Below are 21804 nucleotides of genomic sequence, written 5' to 3' on the forward strand. Positions count from 1 at the left end.
CCATCTCGCAGCGCCCCTTCGGGTGGGAACTTCGCTTGAACTCTAGCCTCTATGGAGAATTATGGAATTCTCACTCCTTTGAGCGCCTTCATCGGTCGCCCAGGTAATTCCATGATGCCAAAAAATCATGCCAAAAAAACGCTCCTTAGATCATCTGATTAAGTGTCAGCGAGCCCTAGACCGCCTTGCCCAACTTGCCCAGAGCCAATCCACAAGCCCACATTCCTATCCTCGTCCCATCACCGAGCGAGAGCGAATCCTGATCAACCTGTACAGCTACTGCCCACTATCCATGACCCCCCAAGAGTTTTATGGGAAATGGCAAGTTAATCAAGAAGACATTGGTCAAATCTGCTTCCGCTCAACCCACGCTGCAAACACCTGGCTCGCCCAAGGTGCTCGCTATAGATCTCCCTCTTCCGATTCCTTACATCATCTAGCGTTAATGGACTTTCTCTTAGAAAATTTCGAGGCAATTCCAAAGGAGTTATTGAATCGACTCTCCTCGTTCGCGTAGCGTGGCCGAAAGGCCAAAGTTAAAGGTTAAAGAATGAAGAATGAAGAATGAAGAATGAAGAATGAAGAATGAAGAATGAAGAATGAAGAATGAAGAATGAAGAATGAAGAATGAAGAATGAAGAATGAAAAATTTAGAATGGTGAATTATGAATGGTTAAGGGTGAATGGTGAATTGATAAGGGTGAATTTAGAATACATAATGGTGAATGGTGAATGGTGAATGGTTAAGGGTTAAGGCAGAATTTCCAATTCTTAATTCTACATTCTTAATTCTACATTCTTAATTCCCAATTCTTAATTATTAATTCTTAATTCTTCATTTTTAATTCTTAATTCTTCATTTTTAATTCTTAATTATTAATTCTTAATTCTTCATTTTTAATTCAAAACTGAGACAAATGAGACAAAAACTGAGACATTTTGCGATTGTCTGGCCATTATGATGACAATTGCAGAGTGTATTCGAGTAACTTATTAATGTCACACACCATTATTCCAGCGTTGCTGAATCAAGTAATCAATATGAGTAGAGTGGGCATCCTGCCCGCGCGGAAATCTATTGAAACTGGCAAGATGCCAGTTCCACGGCAAGATGCCCATTCCACGGCAAGATGCCCATTCCACCTCACTCTTAAAATCATTCCATTATTAAGCAACGCCATTATTCCAGCAGGACAAACCCACCAAGCAGTTCCCGTTTTTCGCAGAGGTTCCGGAAGGCAAGGGGATTCAGGGTATACTTCCCCCAATTTCCCATTCCCCATTTCCCCTTCTCCCTTCCCTAAGGATAGTTTTAGATTAGACAGTTTTAGATTAGACCCCAGCCCAACACAGCGATCAAAACCCAGTCAAAAGGTGGTACAACTAAAACGGTGGTTAGAGGATTGTTTTGATCCGGGTTGGGAAAACGTGGAGACTATCTTAGAGCAATACCCAGAGCGAGATTTCAGTTTTAGAAGTGACTCCTTTCACCAAGCGATGCAGCGCGGTCTTGGGGGTTTCCCCCATGAGCGACTGCATCAAGAAGCTAGTACCAAATTCCATACCACAGCAGGAGTGAAAAGAGGTAAGCTACTCGGTACTGAGATCGGCTGGGGTGATCAGCAAGTAGCTTTATTAGTGGAGCTACATCCGACAGAATCACCCAAAATGAATGTATCCATTGAGCTGTATCCCGGTGGTGGTCGAGACCTTCTCCCCAAAGGTTTACAAATTATGGTGCTAGATGAAGAGGAAATTGTCGTGATTCAAGTCCAAGCCAGAGAGACGGAAAATCTTAAGTTGCAAGTGAGTGGCGAAGCAGGAGAATATTTTACCATTAAGTTAGTTTGGAATGATATCAGTATTACAGAAAATTTCTTAATCTGATTGTAAACATTTAGCCGTTGGCCGTCAGCCGTCAGCTATCAGCTATCAGCTTATGCGCTACGCGCACGCTACGCGAACAGCTTTTGAAGAAAACAGGTAAGCAAATGACTGACTGCTGACCGTTGACGACTGAATGCTTACAAAGAATGAAGAATGAAGAATGTAGAATTAAGAATGAAGAATGTAGAATGAAGAATTTAGAATGAAGAATGAAGAATGAAGAATGAAGAATGTAGAATGAAGAATGTAGAATGTAGAATGAAGAATGTAGAATGTAGAATGTAGAATGTAGAATGAAGAATGTAGAATGAAGAATGAAGAATGAAGAATGAAGAATGTAGAATGTAGAATGTAGAATGTAGAATGTAGAATGAAAAAAATTACAATTCTAAATTCTAAATTCTAAATTCTAAATTCTAAATTCCAATAATTTATCAAATTTTCCTGTCGCACTTTCCGTTAAGTATCCTCAGGTGCGACCCGTGGCTAATTAAATTCTTAATGGGTCAAGGGCACCTAAGAACTTTGCTCACCAGAAGCTAGCTGCTGATTAACCACAACCATAAACTCCTCTACAGAAGCAATGGTAATTGCCTGTCTGTGCAACATTGTCAACATCGAGTCCTCCTTAATTTGGTTGATTGTTTCCACCAACTCACTAGGCACATCTTCAAAACGAATCCGAAGTACTTCAAGCAGCCATTCTCGACCCTTTTCCAAAAGGCCGATTTCAATCCCCTCTTGACGAGCAAGGCGTTCAAAACTAGTAACGTAAGGCATACTACTCTCCTGTTCGTAACGTCTAATTTCTTCTGTAAAGCCGGTTTGCCAGCTATCGGGTAAACTAATTAGCCAATCAATTAACCGGAATAACTCTAGGATATCTTGCCTGCCATAGCCCCGTTGATACAAACGTTTAGCCACTCGTAATTTAATCTGATATCGTTGCTCAACATCTTGTTTAGTTTGCTGATTCGCCCGATGAGCTGCAATAATTACAGCAAACGGATTGTTACTTTCCTCCAACACCTGGGACGAATAATCGAGCAGTTTCACAATCGGGAAGCGCAACAAAACCTCACACCCCCAAATCGTGTAACTGTATTGATTCGGTCGCCAGGATTTGCTTTCATCAGCTAGAACAGCTAAACTGACTACTTGACGCCGATATTTGTCAAAAATGCGGTAATTGTATACATAAATCCTCTCAGCAAACACGGATTCGTATTGACTTTGGACTTCAACATGAATTAATACCCAGGTTTCCTGGCCATCGGTGCGCCAAACCTTAACTAATTTGTCTGCCTCCCTAGTGCTAATTTCCCCATCCCGAGCTATCTGTTGGAATTCCTTGTCCAGAAACTCATAGCCTTTGTCCCAGTCAATGTTTTCCTCAAGTTCGGGAAATAAAAATGCCATAAAGGGTTGGAAATATAAGGAAATTGCCTCTTTCCATGGATTATCGTAGTCTGCACGTTGATTAGTCATTATTCATGGACTAAATGTTACCAATTTCAAAAGTTATTTTAAATAATATACTCCTAAAATTATACCTTATTAATACAGTAAAAAATCCTAAAATAGACGTCAAAAAGTAAGCATTAAGCTTATGGGCTATGGGCATAATCTTAAAATTTAAGAGGTATGGAGTTATGGGATGTGATCCCGTAGCGGCTCTTTCCCTTTTCTTGTTATTATGCCATGGCGACAACACCAAAAAGAATGAAGAATGAAGAATGAAGAATGAAGAATGAAGAATGAAGAATGAAGAATAAAGAATGAAAAAAAATTCAATTCTAAATTCTAAATTTTAAATTATAAATTATAAATTCTATAGCAGTCGAAGTAAAGCTTAAGACATATTTCTGCTGCCTACGGTGCGCTTGACCCATTAAGAATTAAATTCGCCACGGGTCGCACCGCTCCCTACTCCCTGCTCCCTTTCAACCAAAATACTCTGTCCTAAACTATACTTCGGTTGCTATAAATTCTAAATTCTAAATTCTACATTCTACATTCTACATTCTACATTCTAATTTAGAATTTATACTTGGTGGTGCGTTACGGGGCGGGCTATCCCAATACTGGCTACGAAGTGGAAAATTAGGGCGAGCCCGCCCCTAACGCACCCTACGCGCGCATTCTAAATTCTAAATTCTAAATTCTAAATTCTAAATTCTAAATTCTAAATTCTAAATTCTAAATTCTAAATTCTAAATTCTAAATTCTAAATTCTACATTCTACATTCTACATTCTACATTCTACATTCTACATTCTACATTCTACATTCTACATTCTACATTCTACATTCTAAATTCTACATTCTTCATTCTAAATTCTAAATTCTACATTCTTCATTCTAAATTCTAAATTCTAAATTCTACATTCTTCATTCTTCATTCTTCATTCTTCATTCTTCATTCCAAATTCATCCGATCGCCCCCAAAGTTTTCAGAGTTGCTTTCTGTGCCTCAGTTAACCCTCTAACTCCAGTAATATTCATGCCTTCATAGAGTCTAGGAGTTCTCAGGATTTTCAAACACTCCCCCGTTTCTACATCCTTTAGTCTGACGGTTTGGTCTTGAGACCCACTGGCCATAATTTGACCATCTACACTGAAGGCAACTGAATAGACCAGATGGCTATGTCCGGCGCAAATGTCACGGCACTCCCCTGTGGAAACATTCCAAAGTCTCACCGTTTGGTCAGCACTGCCACTGCTTAGGGTTTTCCCATCGGGACTAAAGGCAACTGACAATACCCAATTGGTATGTCCCGTCAAGGTTTTGCAGCACTTACTCTGACCGATATCCCACAGCTTCACCGTGTCGTCTCTACTGCCACTAGCCAAGAGCTGACCATTGGGACTAAAGGCCACGGAGTGGACTCGATTACTATGTCCGCGCAAAATTCCTACACAGCTTCCGGTCTCACAATTCCATAGCCTCACCGTGTGGTCGGCACTGCCACTGGCTAAGGTTTTCCCCTCATTACTGAATGCCACTGAACACACTCTATCAGTATGTTCTTGAAACGTTCTGATGCAGTGACCTGTGCTGACATCCCACAGCTTGACCGTGTGGTCGGCACTGCCACTGGCTAAGGTTTTCCCGTCACTACTGAATGCTACTGAAAATACCCAATCAGTATGGCCATGCAGTGTTCTCATGCAGCGACCTGTGCTGACATCCCACAGCCTGATCGTATTGTCTGTACTGCCACTGGCTAAGGTTTTCCTGTCACTACTGAATGCCACTGAATACACAAAGTCAGTATGTCCGGGCAAGGTTCTGATGCAGCTACCAGTACCATAATCCCATACTCTCACCGTGTAGTCGTTACTGCCACTAGCCAGGGTGTGACCGTCACTACTAAACGCGATGGGCATTGCCCAATCCGTATGTCCATACCAAGTTTTCAAGCATTGACCGGTTTGACAATCCCACAGCTTCACCTTTTGGTCTAAACTCACACAAACCAGGGTTTTTCCATAAGGACTAAAGGCCACTGAAAATACCTGATTGCTGTGTCCATGCAAGGTTTTCAAACATTCATTGGTGCTAGTATCCCACAGCCTAACGATGTGGTCGCCACCGCCACTAGCCAGGGTTTTCCGATCTGGACTAAAGGCCACGGAGTAGACACCACTACTATGTCCAGTGTAAGTTCTTAAGCACCGACCTGTGCTTACCTCCCAAAACTTCACCGTGTGGTCGCCACTGCCACTGGCTAAGGTTTTCCCGTCACTGGTGAATGCCACTGACCCCACCCAATCCCTATGTCCAGTGCCAGTATTCAGGCATTCACCAGTGCTACTATCCCAGAATCTCACCGTCTGGTCGTCACTGCTACTAGCTATAGTCTTACCATCTGGACTAAAGGCAACGGATCTAACCCAACTGCTATGTCCGGTGCAAGTGTTGAGACATTCTCCAGTTTTGATATCCCAGAGTTTCAAGGTGTGGTCGCCACTGCTACTGACTAGGGTCTTACCATCTGGACTAAAAGCGACTGAACATACCTCATTACTATGTCCACTACAAGTTTTTAAGCACTTACCATCACTGACATCCCAAAACTTAACGGTGTGATCGGCACTGCAACTGGCTAAGATTTTACCATCATGGCTGAAAGCAAGGTCACGTACTACATTGGTGTGACCTTCACAGATCAAAACTAGTTTGCCGGTTGGTACTTGCCAGAGGCGAACCTTCCAATCTGTATCACAGGTTGCTAATAGTTTACCATCTGGGCTGAATGCTGCTGATAAAATATTTCCTAAGGTTTCCGTAAATACTGAGCTGGTCAAGTCAGCATTAGCGAAATTGACATTGTGTAATTTAATCCCCTGTAGGTTAGCTTGCCACACTGTTAGATTAGAAAAGTCATAGCTGCTTAAATCCACCTGTAATTGGCGCAGTATATTAATTATATTGCCGCAGATATATGCTGTTTCTTGGGGTATTTTTTTTTCTATCGAAGTTGGGGAGCGCAGCATTGAAATAATTTCCCGCAACTGATTGCTGAGCTGTTTTGTGCAACCAAAACTTGCGAGTAATCTTTCAATAATCGGTTCGATAATCAGAGATACTTGACTATCCCGAATATACTCAGGGACAGTGGCTTTGACTAAGGCGTGAGTGCGAAATATATCAAAATTTTTACTAGTAATTTCTTCAGGAATCTGCTCAAGTAATCGATTAACCATGTATTCCATCACTACAGGTTGTTGGGTAAACCCAGCCGAGGTTTTCTCAATCAATGAGCGCCGTTGTAGAGACCCTAGAGACTGTAAAATGTCAGGAGCGCATCGGTGGCAGACAACGTCCTGTTCTAACTCCTTAAAAAAAACAGGTTCGCGATTAATAGCTAGCCAGTACATCAGCTCTTGTTGTGTAGCACTCAGGCGCTGAAACTGCCGATCTAGCAAATCCCGAATATCATCAAAAATGAATGAGCCTTGCTTTAAAAAATTCAGGAACTGAGAAATATTGCCATAAAAAAAGTCTCTGACCAGACAAGCCACCATTTTTAAAGCTAAAGGATTGCCAGCATAGTGCTCAATTACTGTCAGCCACTGGGTGTCATCCCCAGCAAAATTTCCTTTTTCCTTCAGGATTTCCTGTCCATCGGTGTCTGATAACCCTTTGAGTGGGAAGCAGCGAATGGGTAAGGCTGCCCCCTCCAGGATAGTCAATTCCTGGGGTGGCTCCCGAGAAGTCAGTAATAGACAGCTGTGGTGGGCGGTTTCACCAATACTTCTGAGCAGCTCACCGTATTCAGCATATCCTTCTCGATAACTACCGGTGCGATCGCCACTTTGCAGAATCGACTCAACATTATCTAGAACTAGCAAGCAACGCCGCTCTTGTAAATACCGAATCAATCGCAGAATTTTGCCATCCACAGAGGAGGGTAAAGTGGTTTCCTGCTGTCGAGACAGAAATTGAATCAGGTCTGCCAGGAGTTCTTCTAGGGGAGGCGCATTGCGTAGAGTGCGCCAAATCACAAACTCAAATTTATCTTCCAGAAGATGGGCTAAGGTCACAGCCACAGAGGTTTTACCAATTCCCCCCATCCCTAGAAGTGTGACCAGGCGGCAGTTTTCCTGAAGAATCCATTGCTGTAGGGTGTTGAGTTCCTCAGTACGACCGTAGAAATCTCTTAGCTTTGGTGCTTGTCCCCAATCGACACGTTTAATTTGAGCCAGATTGGGACTCTTGCCGTTATTGATTTGATCTGGCTTAATGTTATCTGACTCAACAACCTTTTCCCAATCAACCCCTACAGCATCACAAATAGCGATAAAGGTGTCACAGCGAATCGGTTGTCTGGCCCAAAATCGGTTTAAGGTTGCCCTAGAGGTTAAGGCACTGCTACACCAAGCTTCTGCGGTTTTGTTCCATTTTTTCAGGCGTCTAGCCCGGTCAACCAATTTGAGTCCTAGTTCAGAAGCTCGCACTGAATTCTTCATAGCGAAATCTGGTTCTGCTCAGTATCCAAGCTAATTGTTATGCCAAAATCTGAGAGTATCATGAAGTCAATCTGAGACAATTCAGATAATAACCTTAAACAAGGGCACAGGTAACTTCGGATCTTAGAACAGCAAGGGTTTGAGGAATTTTAAGTTTTTTGAACAGAGTTAATATAATTTAATAGCAGTTCTCAAATCGGTGAGGGACTTTCGTCCTAGGGAGTAGGGAATAGGGAGTAGGGAGTAGGGAGTAGGGAAGTCAGAAGAGGAATCCCTTAATCAGGAGGGTACGGAATTGGGAAAAAATCTTGTTTACCTCATTATATCATGTTCGGATAATTAGTTATAAAAAACCTGATCCGATCAAACCTTACTCCTTTACTTCAGCATAGCTGCCTGCCCCCCTTCCGCGTGGGTTAGGGGGGATTCCCTCTGCCTTCGATTCTGATCTTAGTATAAGTATTCAGGACATGAGCTTACTATGATAAACGCTATATGTCCAGTTAATTATAGCATTTTAATTTGAAAATATGATTGATCTAAAAAGCGATACGATGATTTTTTGGTTTGATGATAAATAGTGGGGTTGATGATATATTTTTTAAGGCTATATAGCAGTTATAAATTGGGTGAGGGACTTTTGTCCTAGGTTAATGGTAGTAGGTAGTAGGTAGTAGGTAGTAGGTAGTAGAGTAGTGGTAAAGATGTAGTGGTTTTGCTACACAAAAATCCTATCGAAGAAAGCCCATTTCTGACACTAGGCACCCTGACACTAGGCACCCTGACACTAGGTCAGAAACCTAAAACCTCAAACCTAAAGCCTAAAGCATTCTAGGGGTTTGAAAAATTTTTGTTAACTTTTTAAATCACTAACCGACTCCTGCAATTCCTGAGCTACGGCTACGGTTGAGGTTAAGGAACTTGAAATTTCCCTAGAGGAATCAAAGGTGCGTTCCGAGAATTGGGCGATCTCTTTGATCAACATAGCGACCCTCTCAGTGATTTCGCTTTGGGAAACACTCCCCTGGGAAATGGCTGCCACTAGCTGCTCGATCTGGCACGAAGCCTCCATCAGCTGTTTGAAATTCTGCTTAGCTTCCTCAACTCCACTTGTGCCCTTCTCCACCACAGCAGTGCTCTGTTCCATTACCTTCACTAATTGAGACGTTTCTAGGTCGATCTCATCTACTATCTTTTGAATTTCCTGGGTAGCTTTGATCAATTGGTTGCTAAGCTGATTTACTTCTTTGGCAATCACGACAAAACCCTGAATCCCTTTACCAGACCGCCCAGCCTCAATCTCAGCGTTAATAGCCAAAACATTGGTTTTAACCAAAAGCATGTTGCTCAAGGCAACCACCTTAGCAATCTTCTCGGAAGATTTACCTAGCTGGTTCACTCTTGACGTGGTTTCGCCAATCGTGTCTCGCAATTCCAGCATACTCTCCTGAGTTAGGTTAATAGCAGTGCTGCTAGCTTCAACAGTGGTTGCAACTTGATCAACTACCCTTGCCGCCTGATCAGCATTCTCAGCCACTGCTTGAATCGAATCGGTGATTTGCTCCACTGAATCCAGGGCGTGATTGGTTTCTGAAGCGTGCTTAAGAGCATCTTCTGCTAGTTGACCGACTACCACCTCGTTGTTTCCCAGTAAGGTATTGACTTCAACCGCTGAGTTGTTGACCTGGGTTACGATAGTTTGCAAATTTTCAATAATGGTGTTAAAATAATCACCAACTTTACCAATCTCATCCAAAGTCAGGTCAGAGCGCACTGTCAGATCTCCTTGTGCTGCCCCTTGCAAATTTTCAAGCAGTACCAACAGTTGCTTCTGGAGTGCTTCTTTTTCCTGTCTTTGCTCTTGAGAAATTCTTTCCGTCTTTTCGAGGAGATTAGCCTGCTCTAGAGCAAAGCCCAATTGAATCGCCACTTGAGTGAAAACGTTGATCTGCGTTTCCTGCCAAGCTCTTGGCTGTGAACATTGATGGGCAGCCAGAAAGCCAATCAATTTCCCTGCCACGAAAATCGGTGCCACTAAACTTGCCTTAGCTCCAAGCAGTAGAGAAGTTTGGCCAAGCCTCTCTACTTGGGACTGCTGGTACTGCGTCAACTCACCCTCAAGATTATCAATGGCTAGAACCTGACGTGACTGGTAGTGATCAACATCCTCTAGGGCAAAATCCAACTCTTCCTTCTGTGTTTGTGGGGTAACAGACCCATCCAGAGTTACTGAAAGGCCAACCATTGACCCTTTATGATTCTGTTCGAGGAGGTAAATGATTGTGCGATCGCACGAGAGCGCTCTTTTAACTCCCACCACCGTAGCCGCGAAAATCTTTTCCCGTTCTACGGATTCAAGCATGCTAGCGGTAATCTCATTTAACGTTTGGCAAATGTCCACCGTGGCTTGCTGCTGTTCCAGGAGCAGGGCTTGGGTGAGGGCATCACCGATTTGTCTAGTTAACTGCTGCATTAACTGACGTTCTGACTCCTGCCAAGGGTGGGGTTTTGAGCAATCATTCGCATACAACAAGCCGAAAAGTTCACCCCCAACTATAATTGGGGCAACTAGGCTGGCTACGACACCAAGGCGTTGAAGGAACTGGCCAGGAGCACCAGTTAGAGTAGCTTGTTGAAGGTTCTCGACACTCACAAGCTTCTCCAACTTAAACTGTATAATTTCCCCGGTCGTGATTGGTTCATAAATAGTTTGCCCTAGGGCTTCAACCAAACCAGAATCTACGACCTCCGCTGCAATTATCCCGCTTTTGAAGTCAGGATTAAAGCGATAGATAAACACACGGTCTGTCTTGAGGGCAAGGTGTACCCCATAAACGGAAGTTTGTAGGATATTGTCGAAGTTTAAGGATTGCTGAAGCTGGTTGCTGACTAGCGCTAATGTCCGCGCCTGTTCAGTTTCTTCTTCTTGCTCCTGTAATCGACCTTTGACCCGTGTCACCAGGTTATTAAAGACTTGAGCCAGTAACTGCGTCTCGGTAGCACCAAGTAGTTCCGCCTGAACGTTCAGGTTGCCTGCAATCACCGCTTTGGCAGTATTAGCCAACTGACCCAAGGGTTTTGCTAACTGATCGGATAAAGCTCTGACTACCAAGGTAATAATCATGCCCAGTACCACGAACAAACTAGCAAAGCCTATTGCCGCTTTTCTACCCGCTGCTCTGAGTTCACTAAGTTTGATCGAGACGGCCACAGTCCAATTGCTATCAGGAACTGCAACCAATATATAGTGCCTGCTATTATGATCAAAGGTGGCCAGCTTTAAGTTTGGGAAAAGTTCTGAATTAGCTGACTTTATCGTCAGTCCCTTCTGCTGCACTGTTTGCCCAGTTTCAACAGCTTTGAGCAAAATTTTTAGGTTCTGTACAAGTGCTTGATCCTTTGCCCCGAGCAGTTTCTGTGGCTGGTCTTTACTCTTCCCTTGGTAGATGGTATCAACAACAGCCACAGTGTCGTCTTGTTTCAGGGCTAGTAGCTGCATAGATTGAGAATCCCCAATTTCCAAATCCTTCAGCAGGTTTTTAAATATGGTGCTGAAAACCGAGGCAGGCAAAACTCCTCTAACAACCCCTAGGAATTCATCAGTTGCTGGGTCTGTGATCGCTTTGCTGAACTCAATCACGAACCTATCGTCAGTGTCATCAAATTTCGTGTTAATCACCTGCTGACTGGGATCATCTTTTGCCACTTGCCACCAGGCTTCATCCCGTTGGACAAAGTCAGAAGTAGGACTGTTGTAAGCCACATTAAACCCGTGCTTTTCGGTGAAAGATATCTCGGCAAACTCATACATTTCTGTAGTTTTACGTAAGTAATAATTGAGAGCTTGATTTGGCTCGATTAACCGGGTAGCCGAGAAATACTCTTCAACCTCGTAGTAGGGTAATTTGGAAAGGTTTTGATCTTGAGAAACTTTGGCTGCAGTGCTAGCCGCCTCAACTACTAGAGGGCTAGCCGCCAATGTAGCAGGTATTCTTTTTGCTTCCTCCAAAAATATATAGAAAACTCTGCCCGCAACTAGGGTTTCACCCTCTAATAGTTGCTCAGCTTGCTGTTGGGAGCTGCGGGAAATAGCACTGTAGCTGAATAGTCCAGCCAGACCTAGAGGGGTTAAAACCGCTGGGAGAATGGTCTTCAATAATTGAGTGCGCAGATCATTACTTTTCCTTTGTGGTTGGGAATTGTTGGAATCGGTGGGTTGATTTGATTGTTGATGGTAGTGCTGTTGTCGATCTTGGCTTATCCCTTGAGGTGTGACAGGTAATTCCCAGGGTAAGTCTGTTGAACAATGCATAGACCGTGACTATTTTTCCTAGAACGATAACTATAGCGTTTCTAAACGATTTGTGAAAATCCAGAAACCCAAAATTATTGTTATTCCAGGAATCTTGGCCGGGTGATATTTCACAACCTATTTAGAATTTATAGATTGACTCCAGTTTTTAATGTAACCATATTTATCTAGGAAGTTATCTCAGTCAATTAACTGAATTTTTTTCCTTAAGGGTTACGCCAATTTACTTAATATACGCTACTGGGAGTAGTCATGTCGTCATGGCTAACTCTACAGGTATAGTTTTCCGGCAGTCTTGTGTATGCTCGTAACTGCTGACAGTAAAAACTAAGGCTGGCTAGGGTATGTCTAATATCAAGTCTGGTTGAATACCCATAATTAAGGGACCCGGGCGCGGGAGGGTGGGGAGGGTGGGAAGTGTGGGAAGTGTGGGGAGATGGGGAGATTTTTATTAAGGCTAATTATCCTGACATGATATAAAACTTCATCGAAACTTCATCGAAACTTTATCGAAACTTTATCTAATTATTTATCATGTGAAATAACTATTGTCAAGGAAAAAATAAGATCTAATCTAGTTTAAATTATTTTTATGATTATTTTTCTTGAAGAATTTAATCGGTTTTGATGGTTAAAAATCTAGTCAACTCAATAAGCTATCAACAGACAATAATTCATCTGTTGACTGGTGTATCTATTGCTCTTATCCTAGGGCTTACCGCCTGCGAGAAGAAAAATTATGCAAACCCATCAGTGATACCCGTTGATACTTCCCATCAACACGTGTCGGATAATACTGTCCGGGTGGGTGTGCTTACCATTGATAGCGTGGATTCTGTCAAACAACGGTATCAGCCACTCCTAAACTACCTCTCTGGGGTGATTAATCGCCCTTTCTCCTTAGTACCTGTTACCCAAGAAAGTCAATTCATTGAAGTAGCCCAAGGTAATTTGCACTTTACCACCAACAATCCTCTGGCAGCTGTGCAAATCCGTCGGCTCTACGATACGGAATTTCTACTTACCCACTCTCGACCTCAGGTGGGTACAAAATTTGGTGGTCTGATCATCGTCAGAAGCGATAGCAATATCTACAAGCTGAAGGATCTGCGGGGTAAGAAGGCAGCCTGCGTGGCTTTTCAAACGGCGGCGGCTGGCTGCATTTTCCAAATCTATCATCTGCTTCAACATGGTATTGACCCGTTCCTCGACTTCAGCAGTTTTGTGGAAAACAAATCACAAGACAAGATCGTGCTTGATGTAGTCAACGGCAAAATTGATGTTGGGTTTATCCGTACATGTCAATTAGAAAATATGGTCAACCAAGGCTTGCTGGAAAACCTGGAACAGCTGAGAATCCTAGATTCGGCTAAGGACGAATTCTTCTATACTCATACCACCGAGCTCTATCCCGAGTGGCCGATTGCTGCGCTTAAGGGTACTGACCCGCAATTAGTCGCAGCAGTGACCGAAGCGCTTCTGAATATCCCAGCAAACCATCCAGCCCTGGCAGCTGCTAAGATAGAAAAATTTTTACCGGCAGAGGATTATGGCTCCCTCGATAAACTGATTGAAACGTTGAGGCTAAAAAGTTGGGATGCTAATAGGGATCCGTTTAGGAATTCTGGGAACAGGCAACAGGCAACAGGGAGTAGGGAGTAGGGAGTAGGGAACAAAAATTATCACCATTCCTACACGGATTGCTATAGCATTTGTATTTGAGATGTAAACCGAAAAGGTCTTTTTTTATTTTCCTATAAAACTCTGGATCTCTTGCCCCTCTAGCCTTTTGCCCGCCCCCCTTCCGCGCGGGGGGTTAGGGGGGATTCCTCTTGCCTTTTTCGGCAATCCATGACTTTACAACCCAGATACAAACGCGCTTATTTAGCAATCCATTCTAGATTGAGTAAAGTACTAAGCCTAAAATTCCAGCAATCGGGATAATTAACAGCACCTTCACGCGGAACCGCCACAGGGCAGCTAAGGCTGCGGCAAAGATGACCAGGCTGCCAACATGAAATTCAGCAGTCCCAGCTACTACAATAGCAGCGGTAATGATCATGCCAATGACGGCAGGACGAATTCCTTTGAGCGCCGCCTGAATCACTGTGGATTCTTTGATATGTTTCAATAAGTGGGAACAGGTTACCATCAGCAGTCCTGGTGGTAAGAAAATGCCTACTGTTGCTACTATTGCTCCCGAAATCCCTTTCACCACATAACCGATGAAGGCAGCGCTGATCAGAATTGGTCCAGGAGTAATTTGTCCGATTGCGATCGCATTAGCAAATTCTGTCTGAGTCACCCAACCGTAAGTATTCACTACCACTTCTTGAATCAGGGGAATGAACACGTAGCCTCCACCAAATAGCATGAGGCTCATTCCCGAAAATGTGACGAATAGTTTCGCGAGGCTGGTTTCCCCCAAAAAGGGTAGGGGAATCAGAGAAAGCAACAGAAAACTCAGGAGGATGAGCAAGGTGACTGACAGCTTCAGCCAGGAAATCCCCTGAATTGACTCCGGAATCGGTTGAGCTTGGGAACTTTGCTGTCCCGACTGCTTAGTGTCACCTAACCAAAGCCATCCTACCAATCCAGAACCCACCACGACTAGCACAGTAATGTAGAATCCTCCTACTACCTTGAGTAGGACTGCCGCTATTAAAGCAATCACTAGTTCGCGCCAGCCTTTGATTGCTTTTTTGCTCATGCGCCTGGCGGCACTCAAGATAATCGCCGCCACCGCAGGAATAAATCCGGCAAAGGCTTTTTGAAGTGCTGGAATTTCCCCGGCCTGGAGATAAGCAATGGTTAGACCAATTACCAGGATAAAAGAAGGAAGCAACACACCGATGGCACTGACTACAGCTCCATTAGTACCCCGCACGCGATAGCCCACATAGGCTACTACGTTAGCAGCAACTGGACCAGGTAAAACAGTGGCTAAAGAGATGCCGTCTAGCATATCTTCATGGGTGAGGAGCTTCTGCCGCTGCACCATCTGATTCTCTATCACAGAAATCAGAGCCATGAAACCGCCAAAGGCTGTACTTCCGATCTTGAAAAAGTTCCAGAACAGAAACCAAAGGGATACCGACTCGGAATTTTCCGAGTTTACATGCAGTTTTTTTAACATAGTCAGTTATTTAAGCCGCTACATTCTGACGTGCTTTAATCTCTTTGAGCAGACTGGCTTGGCGATCCCGTCGCTTTAAGTCCTCAGGATCCATTTTTTGGCGTACTTCTGCTTTTAAGCTTTGGTTAATCGCATTAAATTTAGCGATCGCAGTGCTGCTGAATTTGATTTCTTTCCCTTTAAGAATTCCAACCCGTTCGTAACCAAGAGCATCAAGTACATCTCCCGCCACCAATTCAAAAATCAGGATTTCCTCATCCGTAGCTTCCTGGAGAAACTTTTTAGTGTTTTGCTTAATTACAGGTTGCGTTACATTACTCCATAGGGAGCTAGACATTGCAGCATTCGAGGCTTCCTGGGATTGATGGAAATCCAGCATCTCAGGAGTATAGTACACCCCTAGGAAATTACACAGATCCTGCAGGGTAGTCTCAGGAGAGCTGATTAGGGTTTCATAACTGATACTGAAAAACCTCTCGGGACTTAGGCGAGAGCGCATCTGGAGTGCTAAACGCTGGGCTTTTGCCCATTCTTGAGCAATATGGTAGAAGTGCTTTTCTCCAACCACTGCCTTCTTAAAAGAAACCGCCACATCTCGACCATCCCGGTACAAATAGATAAATTTAGCGTTTTCCAAGTAAGCGGTAATCTCTGGCAGGTAGTAAACGTTGGCTAAACTTTTGCAACACCATTGCTGTGCTCCCCAAGTTTGTGCCATAATATCGTAAACAGAGGCTAATATCGCCACCAAAGACCGCTCTCGGCAAAAAGAAATAACTTCCTTTGTGTCTAAATGCACACCCTCCCAAGGGACGGGATTAAGTTCCACTAAACGACACACATCATTGACTAAGATGGTAAATGTGTCCGTTTGACTCAAATCCCCATAGCTAGGTAGTAATGGCATCATCCGCTGCAATATGTGAGGGGAGTGGGGAGCAGCGAGATCACCGATCTGATTCAACATCAGGCGCAATAAATTAGAGCCTGAGCGTTGGGTGCCGATCATAAAAATAGACATAACTTTGAGCTATCCTCATCACTGAATTCCAATTGCTGACCTTGATCACCGATTAAGTAGAAGCAGCCATCAGAAAACGTTGTGGTTGCAATGCAGCACAATAAAAGCTTGGTCTTCACCAAACCAACTCTCCCTAGCTGTGAGTGGAGCGGTGTCTAGCTGACTAACCGTAAGCATTCAGCTCTCAGCTCTCAGCTCTCAGCTCTCAGCTCTCAGCTCTCAGCTCTCAGCTCTCAGCTCTCAGCTCTCAGCTCTCAGCTCTCAGCTCTCAGCTCTCAGCCAAACGCCTGTGGCCAAGCTACACCGAACAGTTTATGCCCATAGCGCACGCTACACCGAACAGCTTTTGAATAAAATAAGCTGACGGCTGACGGCTGACGGCTGAATGCTTACAAATTGTTTAACATCCGATAAGCGCCTTTATATCTGGGTTGTAAACAAAATTTTTGCCGGAAAAGGAAAAAGGAATCCCCCCTAACCCCCCGCGCGGAAGGGGGGCGGGCAAAAGGCAATATGGCAAAGATATCCGGAGTTTTATTGGACAATAAAAAAAGACCTCCTATGTTTACATCTGATTTGTAAACCCTATAAACCAGATCACACCTTCGTTAACTGATTATCCGATCCGGTATAACAGCCGAAAATTAAGCAATATCACTAAAGTAGATAGGCTAAATGATTGAAATTAAGACTGTAGGTTAATGGGGTGATGGGAGAATAACACGCTTGTGAAACCAAATGTCATAGGACTTACTTTATCAATGAAGTAAAACTGAATCCAAACTGAATCCAAACTGATAAAAAAAGCTAAACTGAGACAACTGAGACAAAAACTGAGACAACTATTATTCCAACTTCTGCTATATAGCGCCTCTGAATAGGATTAATTTCATCAGTTTATGGCTCAAGCTGAGATTAGTCTGAGAGAAATCTAAGCTCACCCTGGGCTAAGTATGAAAAAAATTATACAACTAAGCCTAGTTGAAATAACTGAGCTAAAAAACTGATACAAAAACTGAGACATTAGGCTCTGATCCGAATGGCATTCTAGAAATATAGACACCTTAGCGACTAGACAAAAGCGCTAATGCCCTGTTAAAACCGATGGTTTTTGCCTAAGGGTCAATGTTTGCCTGAGGTTACAAACACTACACTGGTCTATTGCCGGTAGACCAGTGTTTACTTCCACTATCAACTTAATTCACCAACTTAATTCACTTGCATTCGGAGGAACTTTTATGTCAAACACTTTTATTCCCACTGGAGAAACTCTAACCGATCCAGTAGTACTACCTGGAGTAGGGGATTCTTTAACCGTATTCGGTACATTGGATGTTGATGGTAGTGCTGTTGATATCACCGGCACTAATGCCAGCATCTTTAACGCAGAAACAGGGACAATTGATGGTAGCTTCAACGGTGTCAACTTCGTTAATGGTGGTGTTTCTTCTGGCATATTAACTAACCAAGGCTTGATTACCAGTGATAGTCGTCCCGTCAACATCGGTGGTCAAAATATCAGGGTTGATAACTTAGCCCAGATTATCTCCTCTGCAAGTCCGAGGGATGGTGTCGTTTACGCTGACCAGACCGCTACATCCTATAATATTTTCAACGGTCCTGATGCTGTCATTGATGTCGGTGAGGGCAATGATGGAGATGCCATTTCTCTACAACTCGGTGCTAATGTCACAGGCAGTGTGGTTAATCAAGGTACGGTGATCGGACGTGGTGTGCCGGTGGGTAACAACCAAGCTACTGCGATTCGCCTCAGACAGGGTACTGACATTGGAGGAGCCGATGTCTCAGTCTTCAATGGTGATATTATCAATGAAGGCACTTTGATCTCAGAAACTGACAGTGGTGTACTGATTGAGTCGGGAGTCGAACTCAACGGTACAATCGTTAACAACGGTACCATTGATGGCGCTTTCAACGGCGTTAGCTTTGCCAATGGCGGTACCTCTTCTGGGGCCCTGCAAAATTTCGGTACTATCACTAGTGCTAGTCGTGCCGTAAATATCGGTGGTCAAGATATTAGCCTTCAAAACTTCGGTGAGATTCTCACCTCTGCCAGTCCCCGGGATGGTGTGGTTTACACTGACCAGAGTGCGCTTTCCTACTCGATTGTCAACGAAAGTAGTGGTCTGATCGATGTCGGTGAAGGCAATGATGGAGATGCCATTTCTCTACAACTCGGTGCTGATGTCACAGGTAGTGTGATTAATCGCGGTACGGTGATCGGACGTGGTGTGCCGGTGGGTAACAACCGAGCAACTGCTGTTCGCCTCAGACAGGGTACTAATACTGACCTCTCAGTCTTCAATGGTGATATTGTCAATGAAGGCACCTTGACCTCAGAAACTGATGCGGCAGTACTGATTGAGGACGGAGTTGAACTCAACGGCGAAATCATTAACAGGGGCACTATCAACGGTGGTGTTGTTGCAGGCAGCCCTCAGGTGGGTATTGATGCTCAAGGTGCTGAGGGTGACGTAACTATTGTTAACCAAGGTACTATCAACGGCGATGTTCTACTCAGTGCTGGTGATGATACCTATGATGGTATTGCAGGCACTGTTAACGGTACTGTTTTCGGTAATGAGGGCAATGATACTCTGATTGGTGGTAGCGCTAATGATGTCTTGAACGGAGGGGTTGGCAATGACTTGTTAACTGGCAATTCAGGTGCAGACATCTTCGCCTTCGGCAGTGAAATCTTCCAAGACGGTCTCCAGGATGTTGACCAAATCACTGACTTTGAGGCAGGGGATGCCTTTGATTTCGCTGATGAATTCTTGGGCAATATTAGTTTCGGTCGCGAAACAGTTAGTGGTCAAGAAGCTGTAGTAGCCATCCTTGGCGGCGAGGATAATCTGACTGTATTCGGCAATCTCGATGCTGCTGAGCAGGCACTTGATGTATTTGTGTAACACAACAGTGTCATCCCAAGACTGTTCCGATTAGTTCTTACTTAAAACGTTCTTACCCAAGACTGTTAGCGATCGCTAGTTAGATTAGCGATCGCATTTTTTCTCTAAGCTCAATGCTTACATATAGTTGCTAGTGGTGCTTCAGGGGCGGGCTCGCCCTCATTTTCCGCCTGGGATGATAACTGGCAAGATGCCAGTTCCACAGGCTTGGGACAGCCCGCCTGGGAATATTGATAACCGGCAAGATGCCGGTTCCACCAAGATGCCGGTTCCACCAAGATGCCGGTTCCACCAAAATGCCGGTTCCACCAAGATGCCGGTTCCACCAAGATGCCGGTTCCACCAAGATGCCGGTTCCACCAAGATGCCGGTTCCACCAAGATGCCGGTTCCACCAAGATGCCGGTTCCACCAAGATGCCGGTTCCACCAAGATGCCGGTTCCACCCACCGGGTCAAACAGCTTTAATCAGATGTACCCGAACATGTAAACTAAATGAATTGTGATAATTTTTATTCCCGACTCCCGACTCCCTCGGTGCGCTTTCCGTAGGCGAATTAAATTCGCCACGGGTCGCACCGCTCCCGACTCCCTGTTTATTTTTATAAATTTTAAGTAAAGTCTTTTTAAAGAGTTATTAAATCAGTAAATTTTAACTCCAACTTTATGAAATAATCCCAGACATCGGGAGCTCTATTGATTAACAGGAAACCTGTGGTTTACGGACTTGTGCCAGCAAGTCCTTTGAGACAAAAACTGAGACAACTCTTATTCAAACTTCTGCTATATAGCGCCTCTGAATAGGATTAATTTGATCGGTTTATGGCTCAACCTGAGATTAGTCTGAGAAAAATCTAAGCTCAACCTGGGCTAAGTGTGAAAAAAAATATACCACTAAGCCTAGTTAAAATAACTGAGCTAAAAAACTGATCCAAAAACTGAGACATTAGGCTATGATCCGAATGGCATTCTAGAAATATAGACACCTTAGCGGCTAGACAACAGCGCTAATGCCCTGTTAAAACCGATGGTTTTTGCCTAAGGGTCAATGTTTGCCTGATGTTAAAAACATTACACTGGTCTATTGCCGGTAGACCAGTGTTTACTTCCACTATCAACTTAATTCACCAACTTAATTCACTTGCATTCGGAGGAACTTTTATGTCAAACACTTTTATTCCCACTGGAGAAACTCTAACCGATCCAGTAGTACTACCTGGAGTAGGGGATTCTTTAACCGTATTCGGTACATTGGATGTTGATGGTAGTGCTGTTGATATCACCGGCACTAATGCCAGCATCTTTAACGCAGAAACAGGGACAATTGATGGTAGCTTCAACGGTGTCAACTTCGTTAATGGTGGTGTTTCTTCTGGCATATTAACTAACCAAGGCTTGATTACCAGTGATAGTCGTCCCGTCAACATCGGTGGTCAAAATATCAGGGTTGATAACTTAGCCCAGATTATCTCCTCTGCAAGTCCGAGGGATGGTGTCGTTTACGCTGACCAGACCGCTACATCCTATAATATTTTCAACGGTCCTGATGCTGTCATTGATGTCGGTGAGGGCAATGATGGAGATGCCATTTCTCTACAACTCGGTGCTAATGTCACAGGCAGTGTGGTTAATCAAGGTACGGTGATCGGACGTGGTGTGCCGGTGGGTAACAACCAAGCTACTGCGATTCGCCTCAGACAGGGTACTGACATTGGAGGAGCCGATGTCTCAGTCTTCAATGGTGATATTATCAATGAAGGCACTTTGATCTCAGAAACTGACAGTGGTGTACTGATTGAGTCGGGAGTCGAACTCAACGGTACAATCGTTAACAACGGTACCATTGATGGCGCTTTCAACGGCGTTAGCTTTGCCAATGGCGGTACCTCTTCTGGGGCCCTGCAAAATTTCGGTACTATCACTAGTGCTAGTCGTGCCGTAAATATCGGTGGTCAAGATATTAGCCTTCAAAACTTCGGTGAGATTCTCACCTCTGCCAGTCCCCGGGATGGTGTGGTTTACACTGACCAGAGTGCGCTTTCCTACTCGATTGTCAACGAAAGTAGTGGTCTGATCGATGTGGGTGAAGGCAATGATGGAGATGCCATTTCTCTACAACTCGGTGCTGATGTCACAGGTAGTGTGATTAATCGGGGTACGGTGATCGGACGTGGTGTGCCGGTGGGCAACAACCGAGCTACTGCTGTTCGCCTCAGACAGGGTACTAATACTGACCTCTCAGTCTTCAATGGTGATATTGTCAATGAAGGCACCTTGACCTCAGAAACTGATGCGGCAGTACTGATTGAAGACGGAGTCGAACTCAACGGCGAAATCATTAACAGGGGCACTATCAACGGTGGTGTTGTTGCAGGCAGCCCTCAGGTGGGTATTGATGCTCAGGGTGCTGAGGCTGACGTAACTATTGTTAACCAAGGTACTATCAACGGCGATGTTCTACTCAGTGCTGGTGATGATACCTATGATGGTATTGCAGGCACTGTTAACGGTACTGTTTTCGGTAATGAGGGCAATGATACT

General features: G+C 44.1%; 11 protein-coding genes. 5 read left to right on the forward strand and 6 right to left on the reverse strand.

Annotated features, from left to right (window positions below; genetic code table 11):
• Positions 1-127: 127 nt before the first annotated feature.
• Positions 128-517 carry a hypothetical protein gene (locus F6J90_RS32080; protein WP_293103186.1) on the forward strand — a complete coding sequence of 130 codons (390 nt, stop codon included), beginning with the start codon at positions 128-130 and terminating at the stop codon, positions 515-517.
• 479 nt (positions 518-996) lie between these two features.
• Positions 997-1887, forward strand: a complete 891-nt coding sequence (locus tag F6J90_RS32085) for a DUF1822 family protein (RefSeq protein ID WP_293103188.1) — start codon at positions 997-999, stop codon at positions 1885-1887.
• Between the two features lie 516 nt (positions 1888-2403).
• On the opposite strand, the gene F6J90_RS32090 is transcribed toward F6J90_RS32085, so the two are convergent.
• From F6J90_RS32090 to F6J90_RS32100, 3 genes are all read right to left on the reverse strand, one after another.
• On the reverse strand, positions 2404-3375 hold the full coding sequence (locus tag F6J90_RS32090; RefSeq protein ID WP_293103191.1) for a transposase: 972 nt from the start codon (positions 3373-3375) through the stop codon (positions 2404-2406).
• 941 nt (positions 3376-4316) lie between these two features.
• Positions 4317-7862, reverse strand: a complete 3546-nt coding sequence (locus F6J90_RS32095; protein ID WP_293103194.1) for an NB-ARC domain-containing protein — start codon at positions 7860-7862, stop codon at positions 4317-4319.
• An 853-nt stretch (positions 7863-8715) separates the two neighbouring features.
• Entirely contained in the window at positions 8716-12174 is a 3459-nt protein-coding gene (locus F6J90_RS32100; protein ID WP_293103197.1) for a GAF domain-containing protein, read from the reverse strand.
• Between the two features lie 627 nt (positions 12175-12801).
• Here F6J90_RS32100 and F6J90_RS32105 point away from each other — a divergent pair.
• Positions 12802-13836: a phosphate/phosphite/phosphonate ABC transporter substrate-binding protein gene (locus tag F6J90_RS32105; RefSeq protein WP_293103200.1), complete on the forward strand. Its 1035-nt coding sequence runs from the start codon at positions 12802-12804 to the stop codon at positions 13834-13836.
• Positions 13837-14071: 235 nt separating this feature from the next.
• Here the strand turns inward: F6J90_RS32105 and chrA are convergent, their stop codons facing one another.
• Together chrA and F6J90_RS32115 are read right to left on the reverse strand one after the other, a co-directional pair.
• Entirely contained in the window at positions 14072-15310 is a 1239-nt protein-coding gene (chrA, locus tag F6J90_RS32110; protein ID WP_293103203.1) for a chromate efflux transporter, read from the reverse strand.
• Positions 15311-15320: 10 nt separating this feature from the next.
• The gene (locus F6J90_RS32115) at positions 15321-16331 is read right to left on the reverse strand and encodes a sulfotransferase (RefSeq protein ID WP_293103206.1); all 1011 of its coding nucleotides are present in this window, start codon (positions 16329-16331) and stop codon (positions 15321-15323) included.
• 1238 nt (positions 16332-17569) lie between these two features.
• Here F6J90_RS32115 and F6J90_RS32120 point away from each other — a divergent pair.
• A complete protein-coding gene (locus tag F6J90_RS32120; RefSeq protein WP_293103209.1) occupies positions 17570-19264 on the forward strand; it encodes a hypothetical protein in 1695 nt (564 codons plus the stop codon).
• Positions 19265-19374: 110 nt separating this feature from the next.
• Here F6J90_RS32120 and F6J90_RS32125 read toward each other — a convergent pair whose 3' ends face one another.
• Complete coding sequence (locus F6J90_RS32125; protein ID WP_293103210.1) at positions 19375-19695, reverse strand: hypothetical protein; 321 nt, start codon at positions 19693-19695, stop codon at positions 19375-19377.
• 729 nt (positions 19696-20424) lie between these two features.
• Here F6J90_RS32125 and F6J90_RS32130 point away from each other — a divergent pair.
• On the forward strand, positions 20425-21804 hold a 1380-nt coding region (locus F6J90_RS32130; RefSeq protein ID WP_293103212.1), incomplete at its 3' end, for a hypothetical protein.

The sequence above is a fragment of the Moorena sp. SIOASIH genome (genome assembly GCF_010671925.1).
In the GTDB taxonomy this organism is placed as follows: domain Bacteria; phylum Cyanobacteriota; class Cyanobacteriia; order Cyanobacteriales; family Coleofasciculaceae; genus Moorena.

Excerpts from the sequence above, each read along its gene's own strand:
- F6J90_RS32080 (WP_293103186.1), top strand. The coding sequence starts at position 128 with ATGCCAAAAAAACGCTCCTTAGATCATCTGATTAAGTGTCAGCGAGCC.
- F6J90_RS32085 (WP_293103188.1), top strand. The coding sequence starts at position 997 with ATGTCACACACCATTATTCCAGCGTTGCTGAATCAAGTAATCAATATG.
- F6J90_RS32090 (WP_293103191.1), bottom strand. The coding sequence starts at position 3,375 with ATGACTAATCAACGTGCAGACTACGATAATCCATGGAAAGAGGCAATT.
- F6J90_RS32095 (WP_293103194.1), bottom strand. The coding sequence starts at position 7,862 with ATGAAGAATTCAGTGCGAGCTTCTGAACTAGGACTCAAATTGGTTGAC.
- F6J90_RS32100 (WP_293103197.1), bottom strand. The coding sequence starts at position 12,174 with ATGCATTGTTCAACAGACTTACCCTGGGAATTACCTGTCACACCTCAA.
- F6J90_RS32105 (WP_293103200.1), top strand. The coding sequence starts at position 12,802 with ATGGTTAAAAATCTAGTCAACTCAATAAGCTATCAACAGACAATAATT.
- chrA (WP_293103203.1), bottom strand. The coding sequence starts at position 15,310 with ATGTTAAAAAAACTGCATGTAAACTCGGAAAATTCCGAGTCGGTATCC.
- F6J90_RS32115 (WP_293103206.1), bottom strand. The coding sequence starts at position 16,331 with ATGTCTATTTTTATGATCGGCACCCAACGCTCAGGCTCTAATTTATTG.
- F6J90_RS32120 (WP_293103209.1), top strand. The coding sequence starts at position 17,570 with ATGTCAAACACTTTTATTCCCACTGGAGAAACTCTAACCGATCCAGTA.